A 22618-nucleotide genomic window follows, 5' to 3' on the forward strand; every position below is an offset into this window, starting at 1 on the left:
CGAGACGCCGTCGCCAGCGACGACACTGAGTTACCCGTCAGATGCGGCGAGATCTGGAAAGCGACACTGAGCTACCCGAAAGGGTGGGTTCGCCGCGCGCGCCTCTGCGAAACGCGCGCCCCGCGCGCGTCAGACCCGGTCCGCGGGCGTCATCCGGGTCAGCGTCAGCGCCGTCCACAGCTCGGTGCGGTCATCGACCCGCTCGAGGTCCAGCCCCAGACGGCGGCCCGCGACCGCCACCCGGCTGCGCAGCGTCTGGCGATGGATGCCCAAGGCCCGCGCCGCAGGATCCCACTGGCCCAGGTTCTCCAGCCACACGCCTGCCGCCTCGATCAGCTGAGCGTCGGCGGGATCCCCGAGCAGCGGCGCGAGCAGCCTGCGCGCCACCGCCTCGCCGCCCGCCTCCTCCAGGTAGGAGAGCATCCCGCGGCGTGCCAGCTCCGGGAACTTCGCCACGGGGCGCGACGCCGACGCGCTGGCCCAGGCCCGTCTCGCCTCGTCGAGCCCGCGGTCCAGCTCGGTCCAGGAGATAGGTCCCGACATGCCCGCCCGCAGGCCCGCCCGCTCGAGGAACGGCAGCGCGAGACGCTCATCCCCCTGCGCAGCCACAAGCACCAGGGCGCCGTCGCGCTCGGCGAAGAAGACCCGGCCCTGGTGGCGGTCGGCGAACGTCTCCAGCTGCTCGGTCAGCGTCGTGTCGGTGCCCTCGGGCGCCACCATCGTCACGACCACGGGCCCTTGGGGAAGGCTGCCCCAGAGGGCGCTCGCCGTCGACTCCGCGACCTGGAACGCCCCAGCCCGCAACAGCTCCAGGATTCCTGCGCGCAGGCGTCGACGCGCAGTCTCCAGGGTGCGGCTCTGCTCGAGCGCGATGCCCGCGAGAGCGATCACGCTCGACACCAGGTCCGCGCCGGCGGAGTCCAGGTCTCCCGCAGACCCGACAGCGAGGACGCCGCGCAGAGGTGCACGGCGCCCGATCGTCTCCAATGTCGCAGTGAGGCCCTCGTCGTCCAGGCGGATCGTGCCCGGCCTTCCCTTGGCGAGCAGGCGCCGCGCGGCTTCCTCCACGATGGACGATGCGTCGGCGGGGACGTTCAGCCGGGTGGCGATCTCGACCCGCTCGCCTGAGGCGTCGAACAATGCGACCCACGTCCCGAGCCTCACCTCCAGCTCGGCGAGGATCGCGCGCAGGCCGTCCGGCCGCAGCGCTGCACGTGCCACGGCACGCTGGGCGTCGAGGGACGCCTCCAGCCGGGAACGCTCGTCCCTGGCGATCGCGTCGGAGACGTGCCTGATGATCTGCATGAACGGGGTGCCGCGCGGCACCTTGAGGAGCGGCATCTCCACGCGCGCGCAGGCATCCACCACGGTCGCAGGGATCTGCGGATGCACGATCCCCTCCGCGAACCCCAGCGCGAGCACGCCTCGCGTCGTGAGGCGGTCCACATACGCGGTCGCGGCCTGTGCAGAGGCGTCATCGCGGAACTGCACCCCGTCCGTCAGCAGCAGCCCGCCCTCGACCAGCCACGGCGTCGGATCCGCCAGATCGGAGGCGTGCGCCCACGCCAGCGGCTCCGTCAGCGCCTCGGAGCGGCCGGGGACTTTGAGGCTGAGGCCCAGCGGGGCGTCCTGCAGGAGCGTCGCCAGCGTCGTCGGCATCGTGCCACCCTTCCATGTGACGGAACTGTTGAAGCGAGGGTAGTCCTTTCACCTCATCCGACAACGCGGCGCCGTGTGACGGTGGGGAAGTATCGGACGGGTACGGCAGCCGTCCGTGCGCGCCGACATCGACGGTGCGGAAGCAACCGATCCGGAGGACTCCATGAGCCAGTCGCCCTTCATCCAGCCCAGCGACAACGCGACGATCACGGCCGCCGACACCGGCAACGTCTTCCATTCGTGGTCGGCGCAGGCCGGCCTGGCGCCCATGCCGATCGCCAGCGGCTCGGGTGTCAAGGTATGGGACTTCGACGGCAACGAGTATCTGGACTTCTCCAGCCAGCTGGTCAACGTCAACATCGGATACCAGCACCCGGCGGTCGTGACCGCTATCCAGGAGCAGGCCGCCCGCCTCGCGACCGTCGGCCCCGCGTACGCGAACGACGCCCGCGCGAAGGCCGCCCAGAAGATCCTCGAGCACGCCCCCGAGGGCATGCAGAAGATCTTCTTCACCAACGCGGGCGCCGACGCCAACGAGAACGCGATCCGCATGGCCCGCCTCCACACCGGCCGCGACAAGGTCCTGTCCCTCTACCGCTCGTACCACGGCAACACCGGCGCTGCCATCGTCGCCACCGGCGACTGGCGCCGAGTTCCCAACGAGTTCGCGCGCGGCCACGTCCACGCGTTCGGGCCCTACCTGTACCGCTCCGAGTTCTGGGCCAGCACCGCGGAGGAGGAGTCGGCACGCGCCCTCCACCACCTCGAGCGCATCGTCCAGGCCGAAGGCCCGTCCTCGATCGCTGCGATGCTGTTCGAGACCATCCCCGGCACCGCAGGCGTCCTCATGCCCCCGCCCGGCTACCTGCACGGCGTGCGGGAGATCTGCGACCGCTACGGCATCATCCTCATCCTGGACGAGGTCATGGCCGGTTTCGGGCGCACCGGCGCCTGGCTCGCGCTCGACAACTTCGATGTGCGCCCCGACCTCGTGACCTTCGCGAAGGGCGTCAACTCCGGCTACGTCCCCGCGGGCGGCGTGATGATCTCCGAGGCCATCTCCAAGACGTTCGACGACCGCGTGTTCCCCGGCGGTCTCACGTACTCGGGCCACCCGCTCGCCATGGCGTCGATCGTCGCCACCATCGAGGCGATGGAGCAGGAGAAGATCGTCGAGAACGCCGCCACGATCGGCGAGACCGTGATCGGCCCCCGCCTCGCCGCGATGGCCGAGCGGCTCGACGTGATCGGCGAGGTCCGTGGCATCGGCGTGTTCTGGGCCATTGAGCTGGTGGCGGACGCCGAGACGCGCGAGATGCTGCCCGCCTCCGAGATGGGCGCCATCAAGAAGGCTCTCATGGCGCACGGGCTGCTGCCCTTCCTTGCGGACAACCGGATCCACGTGGTGCCGCCGGCCGTCATCACGGCCGACGAGGCCGAGACGGGCCTGGCGATCATCGAGAAGGTGCTGTCGGAGCGCTGAGCTCCACCTCGGCAGGGGGCTCCCCGCACGGCCCGATCGGCGGTTACGATCGCAACCACAAGACATATCCCGACCGGGGTCCCGTCCGAGCATGTGCGGTAGGGCCCACCCACGGTCACGAGCCTGAGGGGGCCCCGGTGCAGACGGACGCAGCCCACACCGTGCCCCAGCTGCGGCGGGAGGCAGGTGGCTCCGCTTGGGGGCTTGCGGCCACGCTGCTCGTCGTCGCCGTCCTGACCATCGCGTCCGTGCTCGTGCAGATGTCCGGCCTGCCCGCGTCGACGGTGGCCGCGGCCGACGTGTCCCCGTCCGCAGCCGCCCCGGCACCTGTGGTCACCGTGACGCCGTCGCCGCCGCCTTTGGCCGGCGTGCCCGAGGACGTGACTGAACCGCTCACGCCTCCCGTCGCCCTGTTCATCGGCGACTCCTACAGCTACGGCACCGGAGCAAGCGACGACGAGCATCGTTGGACCACCCGGGTCGCGCAGATCGAGGGCTGGGAGGAGGTCAATCATGCGTACGGCGGAACGGGGTACATCTCGCTCTCCAACGTCTGCGCTCCCGACCTGTGCCCCGCCTACTCGGAAGCGATCGACGAGGCCGTCGCCGACGGCGTGCAGCCGGCGATCGTGGTCATCGCCGGCGGTCAGAACGACACGGACGAATGGCTTGCGGGCGTCGACGTCGTCGCGGCCATCCAGGAGACGTATGAGAAGGCGCGGGCAGAGTTCCCGCACGCATGGATCATCGCGGTCGGGCCGTCCTGGATCGGCGACGTCCAGGACTGGCAGGTCGACTTCGATCAGGCGGTGCAAGACGCTGCGGCAGCGGTGGGGGCGAGCTACATCAGCCTGCTGGATCCGCAGGTTCTCGACGACCCCTCGTACACGGTGGAGGACGGTGTCCACGTGGACGATGCAGGGCATGCGGCGATCGCTCGCCGGGTGATCGAGTCGCTCACCCTCATGAGGGCCGAGCCCCGCGAGACCCCTGCCGCCGCACCTGCGCTCGCTGCCGCCCGATATTAGGCGAGCGCGTCCTTCACGGACTGGTCCACGTCGCGCATCAGACGTGGCAGCAGTCGATCGACGAGCGCCATCAACGGTCGCTGGACCAGGACCGAACGGATGGCCTCCAACAGCGTCGCGGCCACGAACACCACCACGAAGCCGCCGATCAGGGTGGGCACCAGGCCGATCGAGACCACGTGCCCCGGGATGTCGAGCGTGTCCTTCCACAGCCAGGTGCGCATGAGCGGGAGGTCGTGGAAGAGGTACACCCCGAACATGAGCGACGCGATCCAGTTCACGAGCCTCGAGTGCCGCGCCGGCATCCTCCGCACCGCCTGGAAGAGGAGCAGCGCCGCGGCGAAGGACAGCGGAGACGACTCCAGGGTGAGTCCGAACGGGCCGATCTCGAGCTCCGGGTAGTACGTCGCGAGGTACCACGCCAGCATCGCGGCGAACGGAAGCGCCGCTATCGCACCGATCGCGGCGAGCGTCCAGCCGCGGCCATGGCCACGGACCTCGGGCGCGTGGTGGCGCAGGTAGCCGCCCACCAGGTAGACGGTGAGGAACCATGAGAACGACCCGAGCCCGAACTTGAACGCAGGGACGAGGGTCTGCATGGTCGCGATCGACATGAGCACGATGATGAGCGCCCGCAGCTGGTCACGCGAGGCCGCGCGGATGAAGGTGTTGACGAACGGGCTCAGCACCATGAGCAGCAGGTATGCGGTGGCGAACCAGTACTGGTAGGTGAGGATCGGCTGGAACGAGTGATAGGTCGACAGGCTGTCGAAGCGTGCCACCCCGACGTGGATGGCGAGACCGCACAGGATCCACGCGGTCGTCCATACCTGGATGACGAGCGATGCGAGGGATCGGACCCTGAGGCGGGAGCCCGACATGAAGAACGCGCCGACCAGCAGGAAGAGGTCGACGCCTGCCTTGCCGAAGCTCGCCGCTGCGGCCGCCACATAGTCGCCGTGGTCGCCGGCGGTGAGGTACGGCTCACCGTGCACGACGACGTGGTGCATCACGATCGCCATCATCGAGACGACGCGCAGCAGCTCAAGGTTGGAATTGCGGACCGTCTTCGCCGGCCGGTTGCCGCCGGCGGGCGCGGACGGTGCCGCGGGGACGGAGACCACTGGTTCCGTGGTGGTGATCACTCGGAGTCCTCCTGACGCCGTGAGGAACGGATGGCGCCCCTCAAGCGCTCCCGCATGTGCGTGAGACCGGCTACAGCGTCCGCTCGAACTCCTCCATGAAGGCGATCATCTGAGCGGCCTCGACCAGGAATCCGTCGTGGCCGACGGGGGAGTGGACCACCTTGATGCCTTGCGAGCCTGACAAGGCTGCGTCGATCCGCTGGGAGTTCTGCATGGGGTACAGGCGGTCCGAGTCGATCGCGATGACCAGCGCGGGGTCGGTGTAGCGTGCGAGCGCGGTCTCGACGCCGCCGCGTCCGCGACCCACGTCGTGCGATTGGATCGCGCGTGCGAGCGCGACGTACGTGTTCGCGTCGAAGCGCCTCGCGAGCTTGCGGGCATGATGCTCGAGGTAGGACTGCACGGAGAACAGGCCGCCTTTGCCCAGGGGGTCGGAATCCCCCTGGTAGTTACGGTCGAAGCGGTCGTTGAGCTCGCCTGCGCTGCGGTAGGTCGTGTGCGCGATCATGCGGGCGATCCCGATGCCGATGTGAGGTCCGTCGCCGTCGGCGGCGTCGTAGTAGTCGCCGGCCCGGTAACGCGGGTCGGCGAGGATCGCGGCGATCTGCGACGTCGACCAGGCGATCTGGTCGGCGGTGGTGGCGGCCGTGGAGCCGACGGGCGCGATCGCTCCCGTGCGCTCGGGTGCCATGACCGTCCATTCGAGCGCGCGCATGCCACCCATGGACGGCCCTGCGATCAGGCGCCAGCGGTCGATGCCCAGGTGGTCCGTGACGGCGATCTCGGCGTTCACCATGTCGCGCATCGTGACGTACGGGAATCGCGAGCCCCATGGCTGCCCGTCGTCGGGGTGCGCGGACGCGGGGCCGGTGCTGCCTTGGCAGCCTCCGATCACGTTCGCGCTGACGATGTAGTGCCTGGCCGGGTCGATCGGCTTGCCGGGGCCGACCATGGCGTTCCACCAGCCGCCGGTGTGGTGGCCGGGCTCGGACGGGCCGAACACGTGGCTGTCGCCGGTGAGGGCGTGCGCGATGTAGACGGCATTGTCCTTCGCGGCGTTGAGCTCGCCCCACGTCTCGTACGCCATGACGGCGTCGGGGAGCACGCCCAGCGGGTCCGACTCGAGCGGGAGGTCGCCGATCGTCACGAACTGGCGGCGACCCGGGTGGTCGCCCACGCGCCACGCGGCGGAGGCGGGGATGGGTGCGCCCGGGCCGGGGCCCTCGTCGGCGGCCCAGGCGTCGGTCTCGATGCCGTCGTCGTCCATAGCGGTCTCAGCCTAGGGCACCCTGTGCATCCGCGCGGATCGCGGCTATGATCACATCTGTCACATCAGTCTCAAGAGTTTCAGGCCGATGCCGATGATCGTGAGAGCAATTGCACACCTGTCAGGGGTGTCGAACCGGGCGAATCGGACCTAGCATCGAGAAGCCCTGCGGCAACCCCTGGCCGCGACGACAGGCGCCTTCGCGCGCGAGGAGAACGTGGAACCACAGCACCGCATGGCCCGAGTCGTGGCGGCCGGACGCCGGTCGGCCGGCGTGCTCGTGCTCGCGCTCGCCGCCTCGGTGCTCGCCGTCACCCAGTCGTCCACCGCTCTCGCCTACCCAGGCGCCGACGACATCGCCGCCGCGAAGTCCGCCGCGGAGAACCAGGCGGCGACCGTCGACCAGCTCGACGCCGCGATCGCCCAGCTCCAGGCCGCCTCCGACACGGCCAACATCGCGGCGCTGTCCGCCGCAGAGGACTACAACGTCGCGCAGGACGCGAACGTGCAGGCCCAGCGGGACCTCTTCTCCGCCAACGCCAAGGCAGACGACGCGGACGCCGCGCTCGAGGACGCCAAGGCGAACCTCGCCGCGGTCGCGCTCGCGGACTACCGCAACGGCGGGGACCTGGCGCAGGTCGAGGCGATGATGACCGCTGACGGATTCGACGACGTGATCGCACGCACCGAATCGCTCGACCGCGCGTCGAGCCGTGTGGACGCGGTGCTGCAGCAGGTCAAGGCCGCCGAGCTCGTCGCCACGACCATGCGTGGATACGCCGAGACGGCCGCCAGCACCGCAGTCGCAGCCGAGCAGACCGCGCTCACCACCCTGCAGACCGCGCAGCAGGCGCAGTCCGACGCGAACGCCGCAGTCGCCGAGGCCGAGCAGGTGCAGGCCCAGGCCGTCGCACGGCTCGCCGACCTCCAGGGCACCACCGTCGCGCTCGAGCAGCAGCGCCAGGCCGGCCTGGCGGCCGATCGCGCCGCCGCGCAGCAGGCCGCAGCCGCGAAGGCTGCCGCCGACAAGGCCGCTGCCGACAAGGCCGCTGCCGACAAGGCGGCCGCCGACAAGGCTGCCGCGGACAAGGCTGCCGCTGACAAGGCCGCTCAGGACGCCGCAAGCTCCGGCTCCAGCGGGTCCTCCGGCGGCTCGACGGGTTCGGACTCGGGCAGCGGCTCCACGGATTCCGGATCCGCGAGCGGCAACGGGTCCACCGGATCAGGCTCGACCGGGGGATCAGGCTCGACCGGCGGCTCCACCGACACGGGGTCCTCAAGCGACTGGAAGTCCAGCGCCGCGCAGGGTCAGACCGCTGCGGCGGCTGCGCTCACGCTGACGGGGGCCACGTACGCGTACGGCGGCAGCGGTCCGTCGTACGACTGCTCGGGCCTGACGCAGTACGCGTGGGGCAAGGCGGGTCTCTACCTGCCGCACAGCTCGCGGCTGCAGTACAGCTACACGACGCACGTGTCGTTCTCGCAGCTCCGGGTGGGCGACCTCATCTTCTGGGGCACCGATCAGCAGGCGTCGCTGATCTACCACGTAGCCATCTACATCGGCAACGGCAAGGTCATGGAGGCCAAGGCCCCTGGCACGCTCGCAGGCACCCGCGTCTACAACAACTGGGCCGTGGGCGACATCATGCCGTACGCCGGCCGTCCGTAGCCTCCGTACGCTGCCCGTTCGCGGCGGAGGAGCCGCCGCTGTCTCGGGCCCCGCGTCTGGATGGATCGTCAGCGCGACGCCCCTCCCTGACAGTTCGAACCAATCTGGGCGCGGCGCGCCGGTCGGCACATCGTCCGCCATCCGACGCGCCGGCACGTCTACCGCTGGGATGGTTCAGAGTGTCCGCCACGGAGAGACAACGCCGGGTCAGGCAGCCTCCGTGGACGACGAAGGCCCCTGGCATCTGCCAGGGGCCTTCCCTCACATCCAGCACGCGGCGGCCACCTTCGGCCGCCCCTGATCCGACCGGGCTCAGTGCTCCTGAGGCGGGTAGAGCGGGTTCATGTGCGCGAACGGCGTGCCCGCGGCGCGGTCGAACGACCGGGTGATCTCGCGCTCGGCATCCGCGCGGCCCACCCACGTGGCGCCCTCGACGGACTTGCCTGGCTCGAGGTCCTTGTAGACCTCGAAGAAGTGCTGCACCTCGAGGCGGTGGAAGTCTGACACGTCGGTCAGCTCCTGACGCCACGTCTGACGCTGGTCGCCCACGGGCACGCACAGCACCTTGTCGTCGCCGCCGGCCTCGTCGCGCATGCGGAACATGCCGAGCGCACGGCAGCGGATCTGGCAGCCGGGGAACGTGGGCTCCTCGAGCAGGACCAGGGCGTCCAGCGGGTCGCCGTCCTCACCGAGCGTCCCGTCGATGAATCCGTAGTCGTCCGGGTAGCGGGTGGAGGTGAACAGCATGCGGTCCAGGCGGATGCGACCGGTGTGGTGGTCCACCTCATACTTGTTTCGCGAGCCCTTGGGGATCTCGATGGTGACGTCGAACTCCATGACGGTCCTTAAGGTCGGGGAAGCGGCCTTGTCCGGCCGCGCAGGAGATAACTGGATACTAGTGTGACGCATCGACACGGAAGGTGGATATGAGGACAAGGACGGTGATCGCGGTCGCGGTCCCCTCTGCCCTCGTCGTCGCCTACGTCGGCGCGGACATCGCGGACCTGGTTCCCGGGCCTCTCACCGCGGCGGCGGTGGAGCAGGCTGCTCCGTACCTGACAGCGTCGCCCGCGCCGTCGTCGTCCATGCTCCCCGTCCTGCTGGACGGGATGGGCGAGGACGCACCGGAGCCGTCCGCAGCGGCGATCCAGACGCTCGCGCAGGGACTTCGCGACGACTCCCGCACAGGCGCGTCCACGAACGTGTCGGTGGTGGACCTCCTCACGGGGGACGTGCTCGCCGACCTGGGCGCGGACGATCCCCAGACGCCGGCGTCCACGACCAAGGTGCTCACCGTCACGGCCGCGCTCGCCACGCTCGGCCCGGACCACACCTTCACGACGTCGGTGTCGTGGGACGAGACGACGCGCACACTGACCCTCATCGCGGGCGGCGACATCCTGCTCGCCGCGGGCTACGGCCATGGGGAGGACCTGGGCGCCGACGTGTCGGCCGACGACGTCGCGACGTTCGGCGGCCCGCATCCTGCGAACGGGTATGCGGGGGTCGCCGACCTCGCAGATCAGATCGTCTCGTCGCTCGGCACGGGAATCGGCCCGGTGACGGTCGCCGTCGACACGGGCGCCTACCCTGGCCCCGCCTACCCCGACTCGTGGCCGGCCTATGCGCTGCAGCACGGCTACGCCGGGCGCGTGACCGGAATCGAGATCGACGAGGGACGCCTCACGGACGACGCGTACGCGCAGCGCTCCGAGGATCCGTCCGGCGACGTGGCGACCACTCTCGCGAGCCTGCTGACCGATCGGGGCATCACCGTGAGCGGGACGGCGTCGCGCGCGTCGTCCTCGTCCGCGGCGATCGTCGCGAGCGTCGAGTCCGCCCCGCTGTCGGACATCGTCGCCTACACGCTGCGCGATTCGGACAACACGGTCGCGGAGCAGCTGGGGCGCAACATCGCGCTCGCCGCCGGGAATCCGGCGACGCCGGCGGGAGCCGCGCAGGCCATCACCGACGCGCTCGCGGGCATGGGCGTCGACACGGCGGGCCTGCAGCTGCACGACAGCGCCGGGTTCTCAGACCAGAACCTCATCACCCCGAACCAGCTCGTCGGCGCGCTCCGCGCCACGGCGCTGAACCCCGCTACCAGCGGCATCCTCGACTGGCTCCCCATCGTCGGCGTCGAAGGGACGGTCGCGGACCGTGCCGCGACCGACGAGGTGGTCGGCAGAAGCCTCGCGAAGACCGGCTCGCTCACAGGCGTCACCGCGCTCGCGGGCCTGGTCGAGACGGCCGACGGGCGCTGGCTGGTGTTCTCCACGCTGCTCGACGGCATGGCCGCGGGCCAGACGCAGCCTCGTGCCGCCATCGACGACTTCACGGCCGCTTTGGCAGGATGTGGCTGTGAAGGCTGACCGCCCATGAGCGCACCGCACCCGTCCGTGGCCGCGTGCCGTTCGGCTGTCCGCCAGGCGCTCGACGGCATGCCGATCGGCACCAAGGTGTGGGTGGCGCTCTCGGGCGGACCCGACTCGCTCGCGCTCGCGGCAGCCACCGCCTACGTGGGTCGCAAGGAGGGGTACCTCACCGGAGCGATCATCGTGGACCACGGCCTCCAGGCAGGATCGGACCGCGTCGCGCAGCACGCGGCCGAGCAGGCGCGCCTCGCGGGCATCTACAGCGTGTTCGTCGAGCGGGTGGTGGTGGGTCGTGACGGCGGGCTCGAGGCCGCCGCGCGCAAGGCCCGCTACGACGCCATCAACGCGCGCGTCGACACGGAGGGCGGGCATGACCCGCAGATCCTCACGGGCCACACCATGGACGACCAGGCGGAGACGGTCCTGCTCGCGCTGGCTCGCGGATCCGGCGCCCGCGCGCTGTCCGGCATCCCGCCCCGGCGCGGAAGGATCGCGAGGCCCTTCCTCTCCGTCCGCCGCTCCGACACGGTCGGCGCGTGCTCCGCCCAGGGGCTGACCCCCTGGCACGATCCGACCAACACGGACCCCGACGGTCCCCGACGGTCCGCGCTCCGCGCCTCGGTGATGCCCGCGCTGGTCGACGTGCTGGGCCCAGGCGTCGTCTCCGGGCTGGCCCGGTCGGCGGCGCTCCTCCAGGCCGACGCCGACGAGCTCGACCGTCAGGCGAGATCCGCCATGCAGACCTCCACCTCCACGGTCCGTGCAGACGAGTGGCGCTGCGACATGCTCGCCGCGCTGCCGGACGCGATCCGCTCCCGCATGCTCAAGATGCTCGCCGAGGCGAAGGGCGCGGGTCCGCTCACCACCGTCCACGTCAACGCGCTCGATGCGCTCGTCACCCAGTACAAGGGGCAGGGCGCCGTCTCGCTTCCAGGCGGGTACGAGGCGCGGCGCGAGTATGGCAGGCTTGTGATCAGTCACCCTCTCGAGCGCCCGGCGACCTGAGCCAGGCCTCACGACGGCCCCGTCAGGACCCCGCTGCCGGTGCCGACCACGGTCACGGGCCACCCCCGGGACCACGCCCAGCGTCGGGCACTCACCCCTCCAACCTGACTCACGGGAGCCTCACGTGGACCAGACGTTCGACATGGACGACTTCACGAAGATCATCGTCAGCGAGAACGACATCGGCCGGAAGCTCGACCAGCTGTCCGCTGCGATCCGCGAGGACTACAAAGGCAAGGACCTGCTGCTCGTCGGCGTCCTCAAGGGCGCGGTCATGGTGATGGCAGACCTGGCGCGCCGCATGCCTCCCACGGTGCAGATGGACTGGATGGCGATCTCGTCGTACGGTTCCGGCACCAAGTCGTCGGGCGTGGTCCGCATCCTCAAGGACCTCGACGCCGACCTCACGGGCAAGCATGTGCTGATCGTCGAGGACATCATCGACTCCGGCCTCACGCTGTCGTGGCTGCTCGGGAACCTGCGTTCGCGCGGCGCTGAGTCGGTCGAGATCGCGGCGCTGCTGCGCAAGCCGGACGCCGTGCAGGTGGACGTGCCCATCAAGTACCTGGGCTTCGACATCCCGAACGAGTTCGTCGTCGGCTACGGCCTCGACTACGCAGAGAAGTACCGGACGCTTCCGTTCGTCGCGATCCTCAACCCGGCGGTGTACGGGGGCTGACCCCGCTGCCCCGCAGCCCCTCCAGCCCTCCACCCCGCCGCCCCTCCACCCCTCCGCCCCGCCGCCGACGGTACGAACCAATCTCGATCCGACACGCTGGCGCTCGTGCCGCCAGGCTCGGGTGGGCCGGGGTGTCGCACGGCGATCTGGTTCGCACCGGGTGAGGTGGCGCCCAGCGGCACCTGCTGGATCGCCGCAGCGCGCTCGTCCGTCACACTCGCTGGCGGGCCGACACGCCTCGCCGTCCACAGGCGACGCGGATACGCGTCGTGGTCCACGGCCGACATCGGCGTGCGGAGCGCACCGCATTCGTGCCCCCATCGTCGAAGTGTGGATCCTCAGGAAGCGGTGCGAGCGCGTGGCGGCGTCGCCCGCTGGTCCGACCTCGAGGGGTGCGGGGTGAGTCGCGACATGCTGCGCACGGCGCTCCGCTCGGGCGACCTCATCAGGCCCCACCGAGGCTGCTACGCGCTGCCCGGAACCGACCGCGCGGCGATCCTTGCCACAGTGTTCCGTGGGGTCGGGACCTGTGTCACATGGTGCGCGGCGCGTGGCCTCCCGCTGCTCCGCGTCCCTGGCGAGGTGCACCTCGCCGTCCCGCAGAATCGTGCGCTCGGCAACCCGCGGAGGAGGCCCGTCGGTGAGGTCGTTCTGCACCGCCACCTCCCTCGTGAAGGCGTGTCGGTCCTCGAGAACCTGGACATCGCCGCATTGTGCACGTCGCCTCTCGAGCAGGTCGTGCTGCTGGATGCGGCGCTCAACCGCGGGCTGCTCGATCCTGGCGGGCTTCCCTTCCTGAGGCACGGGACGGAGGCGCGGCGGCGGTGGGTGGTGTCGTCGGTCGACGCTCGCGCCCAGTCGCTGCTGGAGAGCATCGCGAGGGTCGAGCTGCGCGAGGCAGGGCTCACGGTCATTCCCCAGGCAGAGATCGCGGGCGTCGGCGCCGTCGACCTGCTCGTCGAAGGGCATGTGGTGGTGGAGACGGATGGGTACGAGTTCCATCGGCGGCGGGACCAGTTCGCGCGGGACAGGGATCGGGATCGTCAGCTGGCGCTCGACGGCTACGCGACGCTGCGCTACGCGAGCGGAGATGTGCTTCGGGACCCCGGTCGAATCGTCGAGGACGTCGTCGCCGTGCTGTGGCGTCGGGGTTGGTTCTCGCCAACAGTACGAACCAATCTCGACCGCGCCGCGCGTGTGTCGGGCCCCCGCTGGTGGTCCCTACCGGCGAGTCGTCACTGAGATTGGTTCACACCGTCGCGCGGGAGCGACTCTGCCTGGGGCGAAACCGTGTCCACCCACTAGGACCGCTCGCGTAGAGTCGGAGGCACGATGAAGAATCTTCCCCGCCTCCTGCTCCTCGTGGTGATGATCGTCGCGCTCGGCTGGCTCGTCTCCAGCTTCTTCAGTCCTCGCATGGACCGCGTCGACACCTCTGAGGGCTTCGCCCTGCTCAAGGCCGACGTGGTCGAGCAGGCCAAGATCGTCGACGGCGACCAGCGTGTCGAGCTCACGCTCACGCAGGACATCCCGTCCTCCGACCCCGCCGACTGGCAGGACCTGTCCGACGTCGTGTACTTCACGTACGCCGCGCCGCAGGGTCAGGCGGTCGTCGACGCGGTCGAGGCGTCCAGCGCGACCAGCTACGACGCCGAGCTTGCGACCACGTCCATCTGGACCAGCCTGCTCATCACCTTCATCCCGCTGCTGCTGATCGTCGTCGTCTTCTGGTTCCTGCTGTCCAGCATGCAGGGCGGTGGCGGACGCCTCATGCAGTTCGGCAAGTCGCGCGCGTCCCAGGTCAGCCCCGACATGCCCAAGGTGAAGTTCGACGACGTCGCAGGCGTGGACGAGGCCGTGGACGAGCTCCGTGAGATCGAGGAGTTCCTGGAGCACCCGGCCAAGTTCCAGGCCGTGGGCGCCAAGATCCCCAAGGGCGTCCTGCTCTACGGTCCCCCCGGCACCGGCAAGACCCTGCTCGCGCGCGCCGTCGCAGGCGAGGCGGGCGTGCCGTTCTTCTCCATCTCCGGATCCGACTTCGTCGAGATGTTCGTGGGCGTGGGCGCCAGCCGCGTGCGCGACCTGTTCGAGCAGGCCAAGAAGAACGCCCCTGCCATCATCTTCGTCGACGAGATCGACGCCGTCGGACGCCACCGCGGCGCCGGCCTCGGCGGGGGTCACGACGAGCGCGAGCAGACGCTCAACCAGATGCTCGTGGAGATGGACGGCTTCGACATCAACACGAACATCATCATGATCGCGGCCACCAACCGGCCCGACATCCTGGACCCTGCCCTGCTGCGCCCCGGTCGCTTCGACCGCCAGGTCGGCGTCGACGCGCCGGACCTCAAGGGACGACGCAAGGTGCTCGAGGTGCACGCCAAGGGCAAGCCGATCGCGCCCGAGGTGGACCTCGAGGCCGTCGCCCGCCGCACCCCTGGCTTCACCGGTGCCGACCTCGCGAACGTCCTCAACGAGGCGGCGCTGCTCACGGCCCGCCGTGACGAGAAGCGCATCGGACCCAGCGAGATCGACGAGGCGATCGACCGCGTCATCGCCGGCCCTCAGAAGCGCACCCGCGTCATGAACGACCACGACAAGCGGGTCACGGCGTATCACGAGGGCGGCCACGCCCTGGTGGCGGCGTCCATGAACCACACCGACCCGGTCACCAAGGTGACGATCCTGCCCCGCGGACGCGCCCTCGGCTACACGATGGTGATGCCCGCGGAGGACCGCTACTCGAAGACCCGCAACCAGCTGCTCGACAACCTCGCGTACGCCATGGGCGGCCGGGTGGCCGAGGAGCTCATCTTCGGTGACCCGTCGACCGGCGCATCGAACGACATCTCGCAGGCCAGCGAGATCGCCAAGCAGATGGTGACCGAGTACGGCATGAGCGAGAAGGTCGGCTCCGTGCGCCTCACCGGCAGCTCCGGCGAGGTGTTCCTTGGCCGCGACATGGGCCACGGCCGCGAGTTCTCGGAGCGGGTCGCCGCCGTCATCGACGACGAGGTCCGCGCGCTCATGGATCGCGCCATGGCAGAGGCCACGTGGGCACTGCAGGCCAACCGGGAGATCCTGGACCGGCTCGCCGCCGAGCTGCTCGAGAAGGAGACGCTCAACGAGACGGAGCTCGCGGAGATCTTCGCCGACGTGAAGCACATCGACAGGCGTCAGCACTGGGTCTCAGGAGACTGGGCGCCCACCGAGCCGCCGGCGCCGCTTCCCGAGCTCGAGGCGCCCAAGGCGCCCGCCCCCGAGATCGTCGAGCCGAAGGACGACGCCGCGGACACGACGCCCGCGGAGGCGACCGGCCCGGCGGACTCGACCGGAACCACCGACGAGTCCTGACCGGGACAGCGAAGGCAGAGCTGAGCATGGCAGTCGACCAGCCCCGCATCGAGGCCGCGGTCAAGGAGATCCTCGCCGCCATCGGCGACGATCCTGACCGCGACGGCCTCAAGGACACGCCGGCCCGGGTCGCCAGGGCGTACGAGGAGTTCTTCTCCGGGCTCGGAGGCGACCCGGCCGAGGTCCTCTCGGCGGTGTTCGAGCTGGGTCACGAGGAGATGATCCTCGTCAAGGACATCGAGCTGTACTCCATGTGCGAGCACCACCTGGTGCCGTTCCACGGCGTCGCGCATGTGGGCTACATCCCTGGACCCGACGGGCGCATCACCGGGCTCAGCAAGCTCGCACGGCTCGTCGAGCTGTACGCCCGCCGTCCCCAGGTGCAGGAGCGTCTCACCACCCAGGTGGCCGACGCGCTCGTCACCGAGCTGGGGGCGCGCGGCGTCATCGTGATCGTCGAGGCCGAGCACCTGTGCATGTCGATGCGAGGCATCCGCAAGCCGGGCTCGCGCACCGTCACGTCCGCGGTGCGCGGCGTGATGCGGCACGCGGCCACGCGCGCCGAGGCGATGAGCCTCATCGTCGGACGGTGACGCGGTGACAGGCCCCACGCTCGTGATGGGCATCCTCAACGTCACCCCGGACTCGTTCTCCGACGGCGGCCGCTGGGACACGGTGGACGCCGCCATCGCTCACGGCATCGAGCTGCACGAGCAAGGCGCCGCCATCGTCGACGTGGGCGGCGAGTCCACGCGACCCGGCGCGGCGCGCGTGGAGCCTGAGCAGGAGCGCGTGCGCGTGGTCCCCGTGATCCAGGCGCTCGCGGCGCACGGGGTCGCCGTCTCCATCGACACGATGCACGCGACCACCGCTGCCGCGGCCGTCGATGCGGGGGCCCGCATCGTCAACGACGTGTCCGGCGGGCTCGCCGACCCGCGCATGGCGCCCACGGTCGCCGACCTCGGCTGCGACTACGTGGCCATGCATTGGCGTGCGCACTCGACCGAGATGGACGCCGCCGATCGATACGTCGACGTGGTGGCCGAGGTGGCCGACGAGCTCGCGGCCCGCGTCGACGTGCTCACGGCGGCGGGTGTCGCCCCGGAGAGGATCATCCTCGACCCTGGCCTCGGGTTCTCCAAGGTCACCGCGTCCAACTGGCCCTTGATCGCGCGCTGGAGCGAGTGGGCGCACGGGCATCGCGTGCTGATCGGGGCCTCGCGCAAGCGATTCCTCGGTGCGGCCATCGCGCAGGGTGGCGGCGACGGCGCCGACCCGTCCAACCGGGAGGCCGCCACGACGGCCGTCACCACCGTGTGCGCGCTCGAGGCGATCTGGGGTGTGCGCGTCCACGATGCCGCTGCGGCGCGTGATGCGGTCTCCGTGGTGTCGCAATTGACAACAGCCGGCTACAAGGCACGATGAGGACATGGCCATGGATGTGACCCCGTACGTCAAGGACGGCATCGAGCTGGATCAGATCGCGGTGAACCGGGTCCGCGTGACCGGCTTCCACGGCGTCAACCAGAACGAGCGCGAGACAGGGCAGCTGTTCTACGCCGACGTCGTCGCGCACGTGTCCACCCGCGCGGCAGCTGCGCATGATGATCTGACCCGGACCCTCAACTACTCGGATGTCGCGGACCGAGCCGCAGAGGTCCTCGCGGGCGACCCCGCGAACCTGATCGAGACCGTGGCCGAGCACATCGCGCTCGCGGTGCTCGACATGGACGGCGTGCACTGCGTCGACGTCCGGGTGCACAAGCCGCAGGCGCCGCTCCACGTGGAGTTCGGCGACGTCACGGTGCGGATCCGCCGCGACCTGCGCACCGGCGGGCTGTGGGCCGACAAGCGCATCGGGTCCTCCGCCGGCATGCCCGACGACCCGTTGTCGCCCGGCGGCATGCGACCCTCGACCGATCCGTTCGACGCACGGCCCGCGCAGCCTGTCGGGGCCCTGCTCGCGCTCGGCGCGAACCTGGGCGACATGGCGACCACGCTGTCCAACGCCGTGGCGGACCTGCACCGCATCAGCGGCATCCAGGTCACGGGCGCCTCGCCGCTGGTCCAGTCGACGCCGGTGGGCGGGCCCGCGCAGCCGGACTACCTGAACGCTGTCATCCGCGTGCAGACCGCGCTGTCCGCCCGCGAGCTGCTGGCGGCATGCCAGGGCATCGAGATGGTCTACGGCCGCGACCGGACCGTCCCGAACGGACCGCGGACCCTGGACATCGACCTGATCGACGTGGACGGCCTCGTGGGCGAGTCCGAGGACCTGGTGCTCCCGCACCCGCGGGCGCACGGGCGGGGCTTCGTGCTGGTGCCGTGGGCGGCGTTCGAGCCTGACGCCGTGCTGCCCGGACCTGGCGGCGGGCGCGTGGCCGACCTGGTCGCGCAGGTGGACACGTCGGGCGTCCAGATCATCGCGCAGCCGCAGCAGGCAGATCCCGTTGTGGAGCCCGAGCCTGTCGACGTGCCTGAGCCTGTCGACGTGCCCGAGGTCGAGGGCGCACCGTCGTCTGCCACGCCGCAGGAGGGCGGCGCGCCGCTCTACTGACGTGACTCCGCTGACCTGGCGTCGGCTCGCCCTGTGGGTGGGCGTCTCGGTGCTGCTCGCCTGGGGCGCGGCCGCCCTGCTGCTCGCGCGGGGCCAGGCGCCCGTGGCGGTACCGCTGTCGCTTCCGATCGGCTGCCTGATCGCGGGCGGCATCGCGATCGCGTGGGGTTGGACCGTGCGTGCGTACCAGCGCGGTCATCGTCACCACGTGGATCCCATGAAGGCGCTGCGGACCGTGGCGTTCGCACAGGCGTGCGCCTACAGCGGCGCGGTGCTGGGCGGCGGCCTCGGCGGATATGCGCTTGCTCTGACCGCGTACTGGGACCACGCGCCCAGGCGGTCGATCGCGATCGAGGCGCTGATCGCGGCGGCGGCCGCTGTCGCGATGCTCGTCGCGGGGGTGATCGCGGAGCGCTGGTGCCGGATCGACGACGACGGCGATCAGCACGATGCCGGGCCTGGCGCGGGCGCGGGCGCGGCACCCGCCTGATCCTTGGGGCACATGGCGTGCCCGGCCTTTGGCAGACTGGACCCATGACCTGGTTCGAGCCCGACGGCGCCTCGTGGAACTACGTGGACAGGCGGCTCATCCCCGCTCGTCTGCTGAGCCTGCTGCTTCCCGCGCTGCTGCTCCTGCCTGTCGCTCTTGTGCCCGCCGTGCTCTTCGGCGGCGCCGTCTGGATCGCGGTCGCCATCGTCCTGGTGGCCCTCGCGTGGATCTCCTGGGTGGTGGTGCGGCAGGTGGGTGCGCATGCGTGGGCGGAGCGTGAGGATGACCTGCTGGTGAAGCGTGGCCGCATGTTCCGGCGGGTGACGGTGGTGCCGTACGGCCGCATGCAGTTCGTGGAGGTCGAGGCGGGGCCGCTCGCTCGAGCCTTCGGGATCGCCCGCGTCCAGCTCCACACTGCGTCGCCCGGCACCGACGCGTCGATCTCGGGCGTGCCGACGGACGAGGCGGCGCGGCTGAGGGATCGTCTCACCGCACGCGGCGAGGCGACCCTGGCGGGGCTGTGACCACCGCGATCCATGCCGCGCCACGCGAGTGGACGCGGCTCCACCCTGTCTCACCGTTCCTCGGCGCATGGTCGGTCTTCGGTGCGATCGGCGCGTACTGGTTCTTCCAGAACGCGCCGGAGTGGCTCGGCGGCGGGGGCGAGGAGTTCGGCGGCGGGTGGCATCCTGCGATCATCACGCTGGCCCTGCTGGGGCTCCTGATCGCGGCGCTCGTCGTCGCGGGCGGCTATGTGTCGTGGCGCATGACCACTTTCCGGATCACGGACGACTCCGTGGAGCTGCGCAAGGGCGTCCTGTACCGCCAGAGCAAGCAGGCGCGTCTGGATCGCCTGCAGGCGGTGGACGTGGTGCAGCCGCTGCTCGCGCGAGTGTTCGGCTTCGCGGCAGTGAAGGTGGAGGTCGCAGGCGGCGAGGGCTCGACTGTGGCGCTCGAGTACCTGCGTTTGGCAGATGCGGATGCCCTGCGCAACGAGATCCTTGCGCTGGCCGCAGGGGTGAAGGCGGTGCGCAAGGGTGACGCTGCCGCCGTGGCGACGGGTGCGTCGGCGCCGCCTCCGAGCCTCCGTGGCGTCATCCTGGGCGAGCCGCAGGGCGTGCCCGCGGTCGCCGCGGCTGCGGAGCGCGACGTGCTGGTGGTGCCGCTGGGACGCCTCCTCGGGTCGATCGCGCTGTCGGGCGCGTTCCTGTGGCTGGCGGCCATCCCGCTGATCGCCGTGGTCGTGGTGCTGGTGGTGAGCTCGGACGTGGAGCACATGCTGCTCGCCGTCATCGGCGGTTCGCTGGCGAGCGTGATCCCGGTGCTGTTCGGTGTGGTCGGCTTCACGTGGAGCCGCCTCGCCGCCGGCTTCGGGTTCGTGGCGGGGATCTCCGCGGATGGTGTGCGGCTGCGGCACGGGATGCTCGAGACGCGGCGTCAGACCGTCCCGCCCGGACGGGTGCAGGCGGTCGAGCTCCGTCAGCCGTTGCTCTGGCGGCGTCGCGACTGGTGGCGCATCTCGGTGAACGTGGCCGGCTACCAGGCCGACGAGGCCAACGTCTCCACGCTTCTGCCGGTGGGCACGAGGGCCGACGCGCTCGCGGCACTGTGGTTGGTGCTTCCGGACCTGGGCGACCCGGATCCTGAGGGCACCATCTCGTTGGCGATGTCCGGGACGGGGGCGGACGGGGGCTTCACCGCCTCGCCGCGCAGCGCCCGGTGGTTCGATCCGATGCAGTGGCGGCATCGTGGGGTGCGCGCCACCGACACCGCGCTGCTGATCCGCAGGGGCCTCCTGGTGCGCGAGCTGGTGGTGGTGCCGCACGAGCGGATCCAGTCGATGGGCCTCGCCCAGGGTCCGCTCCAGCGTGCCGCCGACGTCGCGACGGTGGTCGTCCACTCCACCCCTGGCCCGGTGAGCCCTGTCGCTCAGCACCTGGCGGTCGCGGACGCGTTCGCGCTGATCGAGCAGCAGGCGGTCAGGGCACGCGAGTCGCGTCGCAGGCAGACCCCGGAGCAGTGGCTGGCGACGGTCGTGCCAGCATTGGACGATGTGCTGGCGGGAGACGACGTGACGGTGGCGCCCGCGTCGGGGGGTCGCGATGAGTGAGCCGTCGCGGAGGCCCGGCCGGCTGGCCATCGGTGTGGTGGGTGCCGGGCGAGTCGGAGCGGTGCTGGGTGCGCTGCTGCGCGAGGCTGGCCACGAGGTGGTCGGCGCGTCGGGCGCGTCGGAGGCGTCGATCGACCGCATCGACACGCTCCTGCCCGGTGTGCCCAGGATGGATCCCGACCAGGTGGTGCGTGCGAGCGACCTGGTGCTCCTCACGGTGCCCGACGACGCGCTGCAGCCGCTGGTGGCAGGCCTGGCGACGCTCGGCGCGTGGCGCGAGGGGCAGCTGGTGGTGCATTGCGCGGGACGATTCGGCACGTCGGTCCTCGCGGAGGCGAGGAGGGCAGGCGCGATCCCGCTTGCCATCCATCCGGCGATGACGTTCACCGGCACGAGCATGGACCGCGCTCGGCTGCGTGACTCGGTGTTCGCGGTGACGGCGCCGGCCCCTGTGCTGCCCATCGCGCAGGCGCTGGTGGTGGAGATGGGCGCCGAGCCGATCGTGGTCGCGGAGGCCGACCGTCCCGCATATCACGCGGCGCTCGTGCATGGCGCGAACCACGTCGTGACCGCGGTGTCCCAGGCGAGCGCCGTCCTCGCGCGCCTGGGGATCGACGAGCCGGGGCGCGTGCTCGGACCGCTCACGCAGGCGTCCGTCGAGGGTGCCCTGCGTGACGCCCCCGGGTCGGTCGCGACCCTCACCGGTCCAGTCGTGCGCGGCGACTCAGGTACCGTGGCTGCGCATCTGGCGGCGCTCGTGGGCTCTCCTGAGACCCTTGCCGCCTACAAGGCGATGGCTCGCGCGACGGCGGATCTCGCCTTCGCCGGCGGGAGGCTTGGCGCCGACGGCTATGCGGCCGTGATCGCGGCGCTCGGACTCGCCCCCGAGGACCTTGAAGGCCCCCCGCGCGGGGGCACCGACCTGGAGGACCGATGAGGATCGTCACCACGCTCGCGGAGCTGAGGGAGCTCGAGCCGCCCCGCCGCGGCGACGCGCCCGGGCGACGTGCGGTCGTCATGACCATGGGCGCGCTTCATGCCGGTCACCTGGCGCTCGTGCGCACGGCGCGTGTGTCGGCGGATCAGGTGGTCGTGTCGGTCTTCGTGAACCCGTTGCAGTTCAACGACGCGGGGGACCTCGCGAGCTATCCGCGCACGCTCGAGGCCGACGCGGCGCTGCTCGAGTCCGCCGGGGTGGACGTGCTGTTCGCGCCCGAGGCCTCGGCCATGTATCCCCACGGGGATCCGACCGTCACCGTCAGCGCAGGCGCGATCGGCGAGGTGCTCGAAGGTGCGCATCGACCAGGGCACTTCGACGGCGTGCTCACGGTGGTGCTCAAGCTGATGCACCTGGTGAGGCCCGACGTCGCGTTCTTCGGCCAGAAGGACGCGCAGCAGCTCATCGCGATCCGTGCGATGGTGCGCGATCTGGATCTGCCGGTGCAGATCCAGGCGGTGCCGACCGTGCGCGACACGGATGGGCTGGCGCTCAGCTCGCGCAACGTGCACCTGAGCTCCGAGGAGCGGGAGCGGGCCCTGTCCCTGTCGCGCGCTCTCAACGCGGCGCGGCAGGCGGCTGAGGCGGGAGCCTCCGTCGTCGACACGCTGGCGGCAGGTCGCGCGGTGCTCGCCCACGCGGCCGACGTCGTCGTCGACTACCTGGCCGCGCTTGACCCGTCGGACTCGCATCCCGTCGCGGGCGACCACCGGGGAGACGTCGTCATCGCCGTGGCGGCCACCGTCGGCGCCACCCGGCTGATCGACAACGTCGTCACCCGCATCCGCTGACAGTCCCCA

The 22618-nt window shown here is 70.8% G+C and carries 20 protein-coding genes; 16 read left to right on the top strand and 4 right to left on the bottom strand.

What is annotated here, in order from left to right:
- Window positions 1–129: 129 nt before the first annotated feature.
- A complete protein-coding gene (locus tag RN607_RS02090) occupies window positions 130–1659 on the bottom strand; it encodes a PucR family transcriptional regulator (RefSeq protein ID WP_313544009.1) in 1530 nt (509 codons plus the stop codon).
- A 163-nt stretch (window positions 1660–1822) separates the two neighbouring features.
- On the opposite strand from RN607_RS02090, the gene RN607_RS02095 reads away from it, so the two are divergent.
- Together RN607_RS02095 and RN607_RS02100 are read left to right on the top strand one after the other, a co-directional pair.
- Entirely contained in the window at window positions 1823–3142 is a 1320-nt protein-coding gene (locus RN607_RS02095) for an aspartate aminotransferase family protein (RefSeq protein ID WP_313499391.1), read from the top strand.
- Window positions 3143–3279: 137 nt separating this feature from the next.
- Window positions 3280–4170, top strand: coding sequence for an SGNH/GDSL hydrolase family protein (locus RN607_RS02100; RefSeq protein ID WP_313499394.1), 891 nt, complete (start codon window positions 3280–3282; stop codon window positions 4168–4170).
- On the opposite strand, the gene RN607_RS02105 is transcribed toward RN607_RS02100, so the two are convergent.
- Window positions 4167–5315: an acyltransferase gene (locus tag RN607_RS02105; RefSeq protein WP_313499397.1), complete on the bottom strand. Its 1149-nt coding sequence runs from the start codon at window positions 5313–5315 to the stop codon at window positions 4167–4169. The genes RN607_RS02100 and RN607_RS02105 overlap by 4 nt on opposite strands.
- A 70-nt stretch (window positions 5316–5385) precedes the next feature.
- Window positions 5386–6582 carry a homoserine O-acetyltransferase MetX gene (metX, locus tag RN607_RS02110; protein ID WP_313499400.1) on the bottom strand — a complete coding sequence of 399 codons (1197 nt, stop codon included), beginning with the start codon at window positions 6580–6582 and terminating at the stop codon, window positions 5386–5388.
- Between the two features lie 217 nt (window positions 6583–6799).
- On the opposite strand from metX, the gene RN607_RS02115 reads away from it, so the two are divergent.
- Complete coding sequence (locus RN607_RS02115; protein ID WP_313499403.1) at window positions 6800–8251, top strand: C40 family peptidase; 1452 nt, start codon at window positions 6800–6802, stop codon at window positions 8249–8251.
- A 312-nt stretch (window positions 8252–8563) separates the two neighbouring features.
- On the opposite strand, the gene RN607_RS02120 is transcribed toward RN607_RS02115, so the two are convergent.
- On the bottom strand, window positions 8564–9088 hold the full coding sequence (locus tag RN607_RS02120) for an inorganic diphosphatase (RefSeq protein ID WP_313499405.1): 525 nt from the start codon (window positions 9086–9088) through the stop codon (window positions 8564–8566).
- Window positions 9089–9177: 89 nt separating this feature from the next.
- On the opposite strand from RN607_RS02120, the gene dacB reads away from it, so the two are divergent.
- The 13 genes from dacB to panC all read left to right on the top strand — a co-directional run bounded on the left by dacB (window position 9178) and on the right by panC (window position 22609).
- A complete protein-coding gene (gene dacB / locus RN607_RS02125; RefSeq protein WP_313544011.1) occupies window positions 9178–10623 on the top strand; it encodes a D-alanyl-D-alanine carboxypeptidase/D-alanyl-D-alanine endopeptidase in 1446 nt (481 codons plus the stop codon).
- A gap of 6 nt (window positions 10624–10629) precedes the next feature.
- The gene (gene tilS / locus RN607_RS02130) at window positions 10630–11631 is read left to right on the top strand and encodes a tRNA lysidine(34) synthetase TilS (protein ID WP_313499410.1); all 1002 of its coding nucleotides are present in this window, start codon (window positions 10630–10632) and stop codon (window positions 11629–11631) included.
- Between the two features lie 142 nt (window positions 11632–11773).
- On the top strand, window positions 11774–12310 hold the full coding sequence (gene hpt, locus RN607_RS02135; protein ID WP_313501798.1) for a hypoxanthine phosphoribosyltransferase: 537 nt from the start codon (window positions 11774–11776) through the stop codon (window positions 12308–12310).
- Between the two features lie 330 nt (window positions 12311–12640).
- Complete coding sequence (locus tag RN607_RS02140) at window positions 12641–13552, top strand: PDDEXK-like endonuclease domain-containing protein (RefSeq protein ID WP_313544013.1); 912 nt, start codon at window positions 12641–12643, stop codon at window positions 13550–13552.
- 90 nt (window positions 13553–13642) lie between these two features.
- A complete protein-coding gene (gene ftsH, locus RN607_RS02145; protein WP_313544015.1) occupies window positions 13643–15664 on the top strand; it encodes an ATP-dependent zinc metalloprotease FtsH in 2022 nt (673 codons plus the stop codon).
- Window positions 15665–15690: 26 nt separating this feature from the next.
- Window positions 15691–16257 carry a GTP cyclohydrolase I FolE gene (gene folE, locus RN607_RS02150; protein ID WP_313499417.1) on the top strand — a complete coding sequence of 189 codons (567 nt, stop codon included), beginning with the start codon at window positions 15691–15693 and terminating at the stop codon, window positions 16255–16257.
- A 4-nt stretch (window positions 16258–16261) separates the two neighbouring features.
- Window positions 16262–17089, top strand: a complete 828-nt coding sequence (gene folP / locus RN607_RS02155) for a dihydropteroate synthase (protein WP_313544017.1) — start codon at window positions 16262–16264, stop codon at window positions 17087–17089.
- A 4-nt stretch (window positions 17090–17093) separates the two neighbouring features.
- Complete coding sequence (gene folK / locus RN607_RS02160; protein ID WP_313544019.1) at window positions 17094–18221, top strand: 2-amino-4-hydroxy-6-hydroxymethyldihydropteridine diphosphokinase; 1128 nt, start codon at window positions 17094–17096, stop codon at window positions 18219–18221.
- A 1-nt stretch (window position 18222) separates the two neighbouring features.
- On the top strand, window positions 18223–18711 hold the full coding sequence (locus tag RN607_RS02165) for a DUF3180 family protein (RefSeq protein ID WP_313499426.1): 489 nt from the start codon (window positions 18223–18225) through the stop codon (window positions 18709–18711).
- A gap of 44 nt (window positions 18712–18755) precedes the next feature.
- The gene (locus RN607_RS02170) at window positions 18756–19235 is read left to right on the top strand and encodes a PH domain-containing protein (protein WP_313544022.1); all 480 of its coding nucleotides are present in this window, start codon (window positions 18756–18758) and stop codon (window positions 19233–19235) included.
- The gene (locus RN607_RS02175; protein WP_313544024.1) at window positions 19232–20821 is read left to right on the top strand and encodes a PH domain-containing protein; all 1590 of its coding nucleotides are present in this window, start codon (window positions 19232–19234) and stop codon (window positions 20819–20821) included. Before RN607_RS02170 ends, RN607_RS02175 begins: the two co-directional genes overlap by 4 nt.
- On the top strand, window positions 20814–21758 hold the full coding sequence (locus RN607_RS02180; protein WP_313544025.1) for a Rossmann-like and DUF2520 domain-containing protein: 945 nt from the start codon (window positions 20814–20816) through the stop codon (window positions 21756–21758). Before RN607_RS02175 ends, RN607_RS02180 begins: the two co-directional genes overlap by 8 nt.
- Window positions 21755–22609, top strand: a complete 855-nt coding sequence (gene panC / locus RN607_RS02185; protein WP_313544027.1) for a pantoate--beta-alanine ligase — start codon at window positions 21755–21757, stop codon at window positions 22607–22609. The genes RN607_RS02180 and panC overlap by 4 nt, the downstream gene beginning before the upstream one ends.
- Window positions 22610–22618: the final 9 nt, after the last annotated feature.

Origin of the sequence: Demequina capsici (assembly GCF_032102965.1) — a bacterium.
In the GTDB taxonomy this organism is placed as follows: domain Bacteria; phylum Actinomycetota; class Actinomycetes; order Actinomycetales; family Demequinaceae; genus Demequina; species Demequina capsici.